The organism is Methylobrevis albus (genome assembly GCF_015904235.1).
Lineage (GTDB): Bacteria > Pseudomonadota > Alphaproteobacteria > Rhizobiales > Pleomorphomonadaceae > Methylobrevis_A > Methylobrevis_A albus.
Genome location: NZ_JADZLT010000050.1, coordinates 481,823 through 493,465, shown reverse-complemented (window position 1 = coordinate 493,465; position 11,643 = coordinate 481,823). Strand labels below are relative to the sequence as shown.

10 protein-coding genes are annotated in these 11,643 nt (G+C 68.5%); 8 read left to right on the top strand and 2 right to left on the bottom strand.

What is annotated here, in order from left to right:
• Positions 1-975 (bottom strand): UDP-glucose 4-epimerase GalE (galE, locus tag I5731_RS12000; protein ID WP_197311613.1); only part of this gene is annotated, 975 nt, incomplete at its 3' end.
• Between the two features lie 266 nt (positions 976-1,241).
• On the opposite strand from galE, the gene I5731_RS11995 reads away from it, so the two are divergent.
• Positions 1,242-2,414, top strand: coding sequence for a response regulator (locus I5731_RS11995; protein ID WP_197311612.1), 1,173 nt, complete (start codon positions 1,242-1,244; stop codon positions 2,412-2,414).
• 59 nt (positions 2,415-2,473) lie between these two features.
• Here I5731_RS11995 and ppk2 read toward each other — a convergent pair whose 3' ends face one another.
• Positions 2,474-3,436 carry a polyphosphate kinase 2 gene (gene ppk2 / locus I5731_RS11990; RefSeq protein WP_197311611.1) on the bottom strand — a complete coding sequence of 321 codons (963 nt, stop codon included), beginning with the start codon at positions 3,434-3,436 and terminating at the stop codon, positions 2,474-2,476.
• Positions 3,437-3,599: 163 nt separating this feature from the next.
• Between ppk2 and I5731_RS11985 the strand changes: the two genes are divergently transcribed.
• The 7 genes from I5731_RS11985 to phoB all read left to right on the top strand — a co-directional run bounded on the left by I5731_RS11985 (position 3,600) and on the right by phoB (position 11,449).
• Positions 3,600-4,949, top strand: coding sequence for an ATP-binding protein (locus I5731_RS11985; RefSeq protein WP_197311610.1), 1,350 nt, complete (start codon positions 3,600-3,602; stop codon positions 4,947-4,949).
• Between the two features lie 154 nt (positions 4,950-5,103).
• Positions 5,104-6,141: a PstS family phosphate ABC transporter substrate-binding protein gene (locus I5731_RS11980; RefSeq protein WP_197311609.1), complete on the top strand. Its 1,038-nt coding sequence runs from the start codon at positions 5,104-5,106 to the stop codon at positions 6,139-6,141.
• A gap of 160 nt (positions 6,142-6,301) precedes the next feature.
• The gene (gene pstC, locus I5731_RS11975; protein WP_197311608.1) at positions 6,302-7,684 is read left to right on the top strand and encodes a phosphate ABC transporter permease subunit PstC; all 1,383 of its coding nucleotides are present in this window, start codon (positions 6,302-6,304) and stop codon (positions 7,682-7,684) included.
• Between the two features lie 10 nt (positions 7,685-7,694).
• Positions 7,695-8,981: a phosphate ABC transporter permease PstA gene (gene pstA / locus I5731_RS11970; protein ID WP_197311607.1), complete on the top strand. Its 1,287-nt coding sequence runs from the start codon at positions 7,695-7,697 to the stop codon at positions 8,979-8,981.
• 49 nt (positions 8,982-9,030) lie between these two features.
• Positions 9,031-9,867 (top strand): phosphate ABC transporter ATP-binding protein PstB, encoded by an 837-nt coding sequence (pstB, locus tag I5731_RS11965; protein WP_197311606.1) that lies wholly within the window; start codon positions 9,031-9,033, stop codon positions 9,865-9,867.
• A 65-nt stretch (positions 9,868-9,932) separates the two neighbouring features.
• Entirely contained in the window at positions 9,933-10,646 is a 714-nt protein-coding gene (phoU, locus tag I5731_RS11960; RefSeq protein WP_197311605.1) for a phosphate signaling complex protein PhoU, read from the top strand.
• A gap of 107 nt (positions 10,647-10,753) precedes the next feature.
• Positions 10,754-11,449 (top strand): phosphate regulon transcriptional regulator PhoB, encoded by a 696-nt coding sequence (gene phoB, locus I5731_RS11955; protein WP_197311604.1) that lies wholly within the window; start codon positions 10,754-10,756, stop codon positions 11,447-11,449.
• The last annotated feature ends 194 nt before the right edge of the window (positions 11,450-11,643 follow it).

Here is an 11,643-nt window from a genome sequence, read left to right as displayed (position 1 = left end):
CCGGCGCAGCGTGTCCTCCCAGGCGAGCGCATGGCCGACGATGGTGTCGAGGTCCTGGTAGCGCGGCGTCCAGCCGAGCGTCGCGCGGATCCGGCTCGGGTCGGCGATCAGCGCCGAGGGGTCGCCCGCGCGCCGCGGCGCCAGCGCCACGGGGAAGTCGACCCCCGAGACCCGCTTCACCGCGTCGATCACCTCGAGCACCGAGAAGCCGTCGCCGTAGCCGCAATTGGCGACGAGGCTCTCGCCGCCGCCGATCAGGTGGTCGAGCGCCAGCACATGGGCGTCGATCAGGTCGGCGACGTGGATGTAGTCGCGCAGGCAGGTGCCGTCGCGGGTCGGATAGTCGGTGCCGAACACGCTCATGCCGCTGCGCACGCCGAGCGCCGCCTGCGACGCGATCTTGATCAGGTGCGTCGCGTCCTTTGTCGACTGGCCGGTACGGCCCTTCGGGTCAGCGCCGGCGACGTTGAAATAGCGCAGCGCCGCATAGCGCAGTCCGTGCGCGGCGGCGGTGTCGCGCAGCATGATCTCGGTCATCAGCTTCGACCAGCCATAGGGCGCGACCGGCGCCGGCGGCAGCGTCTCGTCGATGATCGCCCGGTCCGGCTCGCCGTAGACCGCGGCCGTCGACGAGAACAGGAACGAACCGACCCCGCCTGCCACCGCCGCGGCGATCAGCGCGCGCGAGTTGACCGTGTTGTTGAGGTAGTATTTCAGCGGATCCGTCACCGATTCCGGCACGATGATCGAGCCGGCGAAATGCGCGATCGCGGTGATCCCGTGCTGCCGGATCAAGCTGCCGACCAGCGCCTCGTCGCCGACGCTGCCGACCGCCAGCACGGCCGCCTCCGGCAGCACGGCATCGAAACCTGTGGACAGATCGTCGAGCACGATCACCCGCTCGCCGCGGTCAACCAGCGCATGCACCATGTGGCTGCCGATGTAGCCGGCCCCGCCCGTAACCATCACTGCCATCTGAAATCCCCGCTCCAAACCCGGCTTTGCGCGATCCGCGGCGGCCTGCGCCCCATCGCCGATCGATGGTTGCGGTGCGCCGCGCGGCGCACCGCCCTCGGCCGGAGTGGGACGACTCTCGCCCGAAACCGCCTAAAATAACGTTAACCACCTGTTAACAAACCAAATCGCAGTCTTGCGAAGCGTCGCGGCTTCGGGGAACGTTCGCCCGGGATCGGACGACGAAACATTCAAGAACACAATCGTTGCCGGGTGAGGAGCAGGTCATGCAGGGTCCCGTCGATCAGCACAGGGACGTCGCCGGCTCCCAGCCGGCGTTGCGCCGGCTCGTCGCCGTCGAAGCCGGCGTCGCGCCGCCGCCGCGCCGGAAGATCGCCGTGCTCTGCGTCGAGGACGACCCCGAGGACGTGTTCCTGCTGCGCCGCTTTCTCGCCGACATGCCGTTCCACGCCGCCGAGGTGGTGTTCGCCGCGACGGTGGACGAGGCTCGCCACCGCCTGTCGGAAGGCCGATTCGACGTCTGCCTGTGCGATTTCTGGCTCGGCCGCGAGACCACGATTCCGCTGATCGACGAGCTGCGCCTGTCGCTCAGCGGCTGCCCGGTCGTGCTGATGTCGACGCTGGAGAACGACGACATCGAGCTGATCGGCCGCCGCTCCGGCTCCTGTGGCTTCATCGGCAAGGGCGAACTCTCGGCCGCCGCGCTCGACCGCATCCTCTCCACCATCCTGCCCGACACCGCCCGCGCCGCCACCGCGACCGGCGAGGAGGGCGTCGGCCCGTGGCTCCGGGCGCTGCTGCGCAGCCTCGACCGCATGCACGCCGCCTCGACGCTGGCCCTCGTCGCCCCGGTCCGCCCGAGCGACCGGCTGGTCAGCCAGATCCTGCTCGATATCGAGACCGATTCCGCCGAGCTCCGCCGCGACATCATCGGCCGGCTGCTCGCCGTGGAAAAGGCGGCGCGCGCCCGGGCCGAGCACGTCGTGTTCGACGTGGTGCCGCAGCTCGGCGCCGCGGTCGACGCGGTGCTGGCCCAGATCGGCCCCGATGGCGCCGGAAAGCTCGGCTTCCTGCTGCCGCGCCTGCCGATCGGCGTGCAGGGCAACCCGGCCCTCTTCGCCGACCTGCTGCAGGGCTTCCTCACCGAGGTCGTGGATTCCGTCGGCCGCGGCTTCGACGTCGCGCTGGAGCCGGCGATCCGCAACGAGAGCTTCGTGCTCACCGTCCGCGTCGTCGCGCTGCCGACCGGCGCCGCCTTCGGCGACCGCGACGCATCGGCCGGCGCCGATCCGCACCACGAGGCGCGGCTGGAGGCGGTCGTCGGCGTGCGCCGGCTGATCGTCGAGACGCTGGCCGGCGCCTGCGGCGGCTTTGCCGAGTTCGGCGAAGCCGGCGGGATGCCGTTCGCCCGCATGACCGTGCCCCTGCGCGCCGCCTGAGCCGGGCGCCGGCAAGCGGGCAGGGGGACCGGCCACGACGGCCCCCGCCCATCGCCGTGTCAGCGCGCCGTGCCGCCTTTGAGAAAATCGGGGCCGCTGCCGATGATCTTTTTGTCCGGCACGCCGATCGCCGCCGGATCCTTGCCCGGGTAATCGAAGCGGCCGAGCACATGGCGGATCGCCTCCAGCCGGGCGCGACGCTTGTCGTTGGCGCGGATCACCGTCCACGGCATCTTGGCGCTGTGGGTCGTCTCCAGCATGCGATCGCGGGCGGCGGTGTAGTCGTCGAAGCGGCTCATCGCCTTGAAGTCGATCGGCGACAGCTTCCAGATCTTCAACGGATCGTGCCGGCGCTCGTGGAAGCGCTTCAGCTGCATTTCGCGGCCGATCTCGAGGAAGAACTTCACCAGCACGATGCCGTCGTCGACCAGCATGTCCTCGAACTCGGTCGCCGCCTTCAGGAAGGCCTCGGCCTGCGCCTCGGTGCAGAAACCCATCACCCGCTCGACGCCGGCCCGGTTGTACCAGGAGCGATCGAACAGCACGAACTCGCCCGCCGACGGCAGCTGCACCGCATAGCGCTGGAAGTACCATTGCCCGCGCTCGGCGTCGGTCGGCTTCGGCAAGGCCACGATGCGGGCATTGCGCGGGTTGAGATAGGCCCGCGTCGTCTCGATCGCCCCGCCCTTGCCGGCGGCGTCGCGGCCCTCGTAGAGCGCCACCAGCCGGGCGCCGGTGCCGGTCATGTGCCGCTGCAGCTTGACGAGTTCCACCTGCAGCGCGTGCAGCGTCGCCTCGTAGTCGTCGCTCGGCAGTCGCTTCTCGTAGGGGAAGCCGTCGGATGTGAAGCACCGGGCCTCGAGCGCGGCGGGGAACACCGGCTCGTCGAGATCGAAACGGATGCCGTCGACGTCGATCGCCGGCGCGTCGCCGAGCCCGGGCGCCTCCAGCAGCGTCGCCTGCACTTCCTTCAACGCGGCGGCTTCAGCTTTCTCTCGCTTTGCCGGCTTCTTTTTCGCCATCGTCGTCCGTCTCCCGATATGCCGCATCGCGGCGGGTATGCCATCATGGCCGCAGCCCGTGTCGCCCGTGGCGAGTCGGCCGTGTAATCGGCGTGTCGCATGGCGATGCTATCAACCGCGGATGCGGGAGACGAGGGGCGGCTCGCCGCCGAGGAACCTGCCGATGCCTGACGACGCCCCCGATCCGGCGGGGCCTCCGCTGTCGCAACGCCTCGCCGGTCGCTATCGTGCCGTGCGACTGGCCCTGCTGGTCCTCGCCGTCGGCTGCATGCTGCTGTGGGTCGCGGGCGGGGTCGATCCGCGGCCGCTCGCCGCGCTGTTCGCCGCCGTCACGGCCGCCCTGTTCGTCGCCGCCGCGCCCGATGAAATCGCACCGAGTCGGCCGCGCGGCCGCGCCGCGCTGCAGGCGCCCCTCGTCTGGCCCGACACCAGCATGAAGATGATGGCCGAGGCGCTGCCCTCGCCGTGCTTCATCACCGACCGCGGCGGCGTCGTCCGCTACGCCAACCGCAATGCCACCGACCGCTTCGGCCCGACGCGGCCCGGCGATCCGCTGTCGTTCAAGCTGCGCGTCCCCGAACTCCTCGCCATGGTCGACCGCGCCGGCCGCGGCGAGACGGCGAACGTGGTGCGCTTTTCCGAGCGCGTTCCGACCGAGCGCGTCTTCGACGCCTTCACCGCGCCGATCCGCTTCGGCCGGTCCGACGGCCGCGCCGACTTCGTCCTCGTCGTGCTCGACGAGCGCACCGAACTCGTCCGCATGGAACGGATGCGCGGTGATTTCATCGCCAACGCCAGCCACGAGCTGCGCACGCCGCTCGCGTCCCTGCGTGGCTTCGTCGAAACCCTGCTCGGTCCGGCCCGCAACGACGAGGTCAACCGCGAGCGCTTCCTGCGCATCATGCTGGAGCAGGGCGAGCGCATGTCGCGCCTGATCGACGACCTGCTGTCGCTGAGCCGGATCGAGATGAAGGCGCACGTCCGCCCCGACGCGATCGTCGATGTCGAGGAGGTCGTCAACGTCACGCTGGCGACGCTGCGCCCGCTCGCCACCGCCGCCGAGATCCGCTTCGAGACCCGCATCGAGCCCGGCCCCTGGCGCGTGCGCGGCGACCGCGACGAGCTGATCCAGGTCGTCTCCAACCTCGTCGAGAACGCGATGAAGTACGGCCGCGACGCCGGCACGGTCGAAGTCTCGCTCGGCGCCGAGACCGGCCCGGACGGCGCGCCCGGCCTGCTGCTCGCCGTGCGCGACGACGGCCCCGGCATCGACGCCGAGCACCTGCCGCGGCTCACCGAGCGATTCTACCGCGCCGATGCCGACCGGTCGCGGGCCCGCAAGGGCACCGGTCTCGGCCTCGCCATCGTCAAGCACATCGTCAACCACCACCGCGGCCGGCTGACCATCCGGTCCGAGCCGGGCGAGGGCGCGACCTTTGCCGTATGGATTGAGACAATCGACGCGCCGGACCGGCCGTCGATTCAGGAAAACAAAGGTTTTTCAGTCAATTAGATTGTCACAAAACTGATACCCAACTGTCATAGAAGCGTGGTGAGGCTTCGATAGGAAGGGGCGTCGGCGGGTCTGCAACGGATCGCCGGACGCAGAACTCAAGGCCGGTCCGCGGCCGCTCGACCTTCGAGATCACACACAGGGAGATCTCTCCATGAAATTCACCAGCTTCGCCAGCACGCTCGCCATTGCGGCTGCGGCCCTTTCGGTCGCCACCGTCGCCCAGGCGCGTGACCAGATCCGCATCGTCGGTTCCTCGACCGTGTTCCCGTACACCCAGGCGGTCGCCGAGCAGTTCGCGGCTTCGACCGGCGGCGCGGCCCCGGTCGTCGAGTCGACCGGCACCGGCGGCGGCATGAAGATCTTCTGCGCCGGCGTCGGCGTCGACCAGGCTGACATCACCGGCGCCTCGCGCGCCATGAAGAAGTCGGAATTCGACGACTGCCAGAAGAACGGCGTTACCTCGGTCACCGAAGTGCTGCTCGGCTACGACGGCCTCTCGGTCGCCCACGCCCGTTCGGGCACCAGCTTCCCGCTGACCAAGGCCCAGATCTTCCAGGCGCTCGCCTCCAAGGTCGAAGTCAACGGCGAGATCGTCGACAACCCCTACAAGATGTGGAACGAGATCGACGCCTCGTTCCCGGCCACCGCGATCACCGTGTTCGGCCCGCCGCCGACGTCCGGCACCCGCGACGCCTTCGTCGAACTGGTCATGCATGCCGGCTGCGACGCCTTCCCGGCGATCAAGGCTCTCGAGAAGGACGCCAAGGCCGAAGTCTGCGAGCGCATGCGCCAGGACGGCCCGTTCATCGAAGCCGGTGAAAACGACAACCTGATCGTGCAGCGCCTCGAGGCCGACCCGAACGCCCTCGGCATCTTCGGCTACTCGTTCCTCTACGAGAACACCGACAAGCTGGTCGGCGTCGCCATCGACGGCGTCGAGCCGACCACCGAGACGATCGCCGACGGCTCCTACGCCGTGTCGCGCCCGCTCTTCATCTACATGAAGAACGCTCACCGCGGCGTGATCCCGGGCCTCGAGGAGTTCGTCACCGAGTACGTCTCCGAGGAAGCCTTCGGTGAAGGTGGCTACCTCTCCGAGCGCGGCCTGATCCCGCTCGCCGCCGACCAGCGTGAAGCGGTCCGCGCTGCGGTTGCCGGCAGCTCCCCGATGGAAGCGCCGAACTCCTGATCTTCAGGTCGACTGAAACAGGCGGTCGCCCCTCGCGGGCGGCCGCCTTTCTTGCGGGGGCGCCGACAAGAGCGCCCGTGATGTCCGTGCCGAAGATCGGTCCCGTTGCGGACCCTCAGCACCCCATTGCATCCAGCATTCATCATTCCGGGGGCAGATCGTGGTCGGCTATTCGCTGCTACTCATCGTCATCCTGTCGCTCGTCGCCTATTACGTTGGGCGCAGCTCGGCCAAGCGCTTCGCTGGCGGGGCCGGCAGCGAGAAGATCCATTCGCTTCCCGGCTATCACGGTGCCTTCATCGCCGTCTGGGTCGGCATCCCGGCCTTCGTCCTGGTCCTGCTCTGGGCCTCGTTCCAGGGCGCGACCCTCGATAATCTGGTCCTTGCCAGCCTGCCGTCGGGGTTCACCGAGGGCAAGTCGCCGGCCGAGCTCAATCTCGCCCTGTCCGAAATCCGCAATCTCGCGTCTGGCCGCACCTTCGGCACGCCGGCGCCCGAGATCCAGCTCGCCGCCGAGCGGCTGGTCTCCTGGCAGAACATCGCCAGCTGGGCGATGCTGGTGGTCGCCGCGACGCTGATGATCCTCGTGCTGGTCTTCGCCCGCACCCGGATCGCCCCGCGCTTTCGCGCCCGCAACAGCGTCGAGCACGTGCTCTCCGGCCTGATGATCTTCTGCTCGGTCGTGGCGATCCTCACCACGGTCGGCATCATCGTCTCGCTGCTCTACGAGTCGATCGCGTTCTTCCGCCTGGTGCCGATCACCGAATTCCTGTTCGGGCTGAAGTGGGAGCCGCAGATCGCGCTCCGTCCCGACCAGATCGCCGGCGCCGGTGCCTTCGGTGCGGTCCCGGTCTTTGCCGGCACGCTGCTGATCTCGGCCATCGCGCTCATCGTCGCCATCCCGATCGGCTTGTTCACCGCGATCTATCTCGTCGAGTACGCCGACGACCGGGTGCGCAACGTGGTGAAGCCGATCATGGAGATCCTGGCCGGCATCCCGACCGTCGTGTTCGGCTTCTTCGCCGTGCTCACCGTCGCCCCGGCCATCCGCGAGGCCGGCGGCCTGTTGGGCGTCGTCACCTCGCCCAACAGCGCGCTCGCCGCGGGCTTCGTCATGGGCATCATGATCATTCCGTTCATCTCGTCGCTATCCGACGACGCGCTGCGCGCCGTGCCGCGCTCGATGCGCGACGGCTCGCTCGCGATGGGTGCGACGGCATCGGAAACCATGACCCGCGTGCTGCTGCCGGCGGCCTTGCCGGGCATCATGGGCGGCATCCTGCTCGCCGCCAGCCGCGCCATCGGCGAGACCATGATCGTCGTGATGGCCGCCGGCCTGATCGCGACGCTGACCATCAACCCGATGGACTCGGTCACCACCGTCACCGTGCAGATCGTGTCGATGCTGATCGGCGACACATCCTTCGACAGCCCGAAGACGCTCGCCGCCTTCGCCCTTGGCCTCGTGCTCTTCATCGTCACGCTGGGGCTCAACGTCCTCGCGCTGCAGATCGTGAAGAAGTACCGCGAACAGTACGAATAAGGAGGGACCGATGTCGGAAACAGCCCTTACCGGTCCCGTCGACTGGACCTCGGAAAACGCGGTCGGCCGCCGCCGCAGCCGCCACGCCGCCAACCGTCGCCTGCAGTTCTACGGCATCGCCGCCATCTCGACGGCGATCGGCCTGCTCGGCCTGCTGATCACGACGCTGGTGATCGGCGGTTACCCCGCCTTTCTGCAGACCAAGATCACCCTCGATTTCCCGATCAAGGCTGAATACGTCGACGCCGCCGACCCGGCGGCCGGCAACTACCGCAACGTCGTTCGCGATGCGCTGCTCCAGATCGCGCCGGAGGCGACCACCCCGCCGCAGCAGCGCATGCTCGGCCAGCTGCTGACCAACAACACCCAATTCTTCGTCCGCGACGCGGTGGTCGCCAATCCGTCGGTGATCGGCGGGACGCTGACGCTGACCGTGCCGGCCGCCGACCCGATCGACCAGCTCAACAAGGGCCTGATCGACCGGACGCTGCCGGAGAACCAGCGCCGCGTGAACGACGTCCAGCTCGGCTTCTATGACCGGCTGGTCGAGGCGGGCCAGGTCTCGGCCCCCTTCAACTGGGCGCTGTTCTTCAACTCCGACAGCCGCTTCCCCGAGCTCGCCGGCCTCGCCGGTGCGATCACCGGCTCGTTCTATGCGCTGCTGATCTGCTTCCTGATCAGCTTCCCCGTCGGCATCGCCGCGGCGATCTATCTCGAGGAGTTCGCGCCGCGCAATCGGTGGACCTACCTGATCGAGGTCAACATCAACAACCTCGCCGCGGTGCCGTCGATCGTGTTCGGCCTGCTCGGTCTCGCGGTGTTCATCCAGCTCTTCGGCATTCCGCGCTCCGCGCCGCTCGCCGGCGGCATGGTGCTGGCGCTGATGACGCTGCCGACGATGATCATCGTCACCCGCAACGCGCTGAAGGCGGTGCCGCCGTCGATCCGCGAGGGTGCGCTCGGCGTCGGGGCCTCCAAGCATCAGGTGATCATGCACCACGTGCTGCCGCTGTCGCTGCCGGGCATCCTCACCGGCACGATCATCGGTCTCGCCCAGGCGCTGGGTGAAACCGCGCCGCTGCTGCTCGTCGGCATGAACGCCTTCATCACCAGCCCGCCCGGCGGCTTCCTCGAAGCTTCCACCGCGCTGCCCACCCAGATCTTCATCTGGGCCGACAGCCCGGAGCGCGGCTTCACCTCCCGCACCTCGGCCGGCATCCTCGTCCTGCTCGGCTTCCTCATCGTGATGAACGGCATCGCCATCTTCCTGCGCCAGCGCCTCGAACGCCGCTGGTAATCGACGGCCGACCGACGTCACCACTCGATCTCACAAGGACCTGACCCCCATGGCTCAAGCCGCGCTTGCCCCCCGGGATGCCGCCCCGGCCGTGTTCCAGACCGTCCGCACGCCCGACCTCCACCCGCGCCCGACCAAGGTCAAGGCCGACACCGTCAAGGTGTTCTACGGCCAGAAGCAGGCGCTGCACGGGGTCACCATCGACATCCCGGAGAAGGCGGTCACCGCCTTCATCGGCCCGTCGGGCTGCGGCAAGTCGACCTTCCTGCGCTGCCTCAACCGCATGAACGACACCATCGACGGCTGCCGCGTCGAGGGCGAGATCCTGCTCGACAACCGGGATATCTACGACCCGAGCCTCGATGTCGTCGAGCTGCGCGCCCGCGTCGGCATGGTGTTCCAGAAGCCGAACCCGTTCCCGAAGTCGATCTTCGAGAACGTCGCCTACGGCCCGCGCATCCACGGCCTCGCCCGCTCCAAGGCCGAGCTCGAGGAGATCGTCGTCGCCAGCCTGCAGAAGGCCTCGCTGTTCAACGAGGTGAAGGACCGCCTGCACGAGCCGGGCACCGGCCTCTCCGGCGGCCAGCAGCAGCGCCTCTGCATCGCCCGCACCATCGCCGTCAGCCCCGACGTGATCCTGATGGACGAGCCCTGCTCGGCGCTCGATCCGATCGCGACCGCCAAGGTCGAGGAACTGATCGACGAGCTGCGCAAGAACTTCACGATCGTCATCGTGACGCACTCGATGCAGCAGGCCGCCCGCGTCTCGCAGCGCACCGCCTTCTTCCACCTCGGCACCCTCGTCGAGGAAGGCCCGACCGATCACGTCTTCACCAACCCGTCCGAGCGTCGTACGCAGGACTACATCACCGGCCGCTTCGGCTGATCCGCCGCCCTGAAATCTGGCGAACTGTCCTAGAGGCCGCCGCGAGCCGCGCCGGGAGGCATTCCATGACCGAACATACCATCAGCGCCTATGAAGCCGAGCTGCGCCACCTTGCCGGCAAGATCGCCGAGATGGGCGGCCTCGCCGAACAGCTCGTCGCCGACAGTGTCCAGGCCCTCGTCCGCATGGACACCGCGCTCGCCCAGCGCGTGGTCTTCGAGGACCGCCGTCTCGACCAGATGCAGCGCGACATCGAGGAAGCCTCGATCCTTGTCATCGCCAAGCGCCAGCCGATGGCGATGGACCTGCGCGAGATCGTCGGCTTCATGCGCATCGCCAACGACCTCGAGCGCGTTGGCGATCTCGCCAAGAACATCGGCAAGCGCGTCGTCGCCATCAACAGCAGCATCGTCCAGAAGAAGCTGATGGTCGGCGTCGAGCATCTCGCCGAGATCGCGCTCGAGCAGCTGAAGCACGTGCTCGACGCCTACGCCAACCGCAACGAGGCGCTGGCGCGCCAGGTGCGCGAGCGCGACGACGAGATCGACGCGCTCTACACCTCGCTGTTCCGCGAACTCCTCACCTACATGATGGAAGACCCGCGCAACATCGGCCAGTGCACCCACCTGCTGTTCTGTGCCAAGAACATCGAGCGCATCGGCGACCACGCCACCAACATCGCCGAGACGGTGCACTATGCCGTCACCGGCTCGATGTTCGAGACCGAGCGGCCGAAGGCCGATCTCACCAGCGAGCAGGCGATCGCCCTGCCGGGCTGATCGGCGCCGTTCTGGCGAGTTTCCGGGAGGCGTCCCGGCCGTGGCCCCGCCGGGGCCGCCGGGCGGGGCGCCTTCGACATGCCGACAACGCGGATGAGCGAAATTCCATGCCGAAGGTCCTGATCGTCGAGGACGAGGAGCCGGTCAGCATCCTGCTCCGCTACAATCTCGAAGCCGAGGGCTTCGAGGTCGAGAGCTGCCTGCGCGGCGACGACGCCGAGGTCCGCCTGCGCGAAACCACGCCCGACCTGCTGCTGCTCGACTGGATGCTGCCGGGCCTCTCCGGCATCGAGCTCTGCCGCCGGCTGCGCCAGCGCAGCGAGACCGAGCGCCTGCCGATCATCATGCTCACCGCCCGCGGCGAGGAATCGGAGCGCATCCGCGGCCTCGGCACCGGCGCCGACGACTATGTCGTGAAGCCGTTCTCGGTGCCTGAGCTGCTCGCCCGCATCAAGGCGATCCTGCGCCGCGCCAAGCCCGAGAGCGTGTCCAGCCAGCTCGCCGCCGGCGACCTCGAGCTCGACCGCGAAACCCACCGCGTCCGCCGCCAGGGCCGCGAGATCCACCTCGGGCCGACCGAGTTCAAGCTGCTCGAATTCCTGATGCAGAGCCCCGGCCGCGTCTTCTCCCGCGAACAGCTCCTCGACGGCGTCTGGGGCCACGACGTCTACGTCGACGAACGCACCGTCGACGTCCACGTCGGCCGGCTGCGGAAGTCGATCAACCGCGGGAACTCGCGGGATCCGATCCGGACGGTGCGCGGGGCTGGGTATGCCTTCGACGATCAGTTTGCGCGGAATTGAGGGTGGGGGCGACACGCGCCATGCCGTGTGGCCTCCCCCCTCCCTGTCCCTCCCCCGCTTCGCAGGAGAGGGGACGCAGGAGGTTAGAGTCCCGCTCTAAACAGCCGTTCGGTTCGGCGTAGCTTTCGTTGTGCGATAGTCCCATCCCCCATCGTCCCCTCTCCTGCGAAGCGGGGGAGGGACAGGGAGGGGGG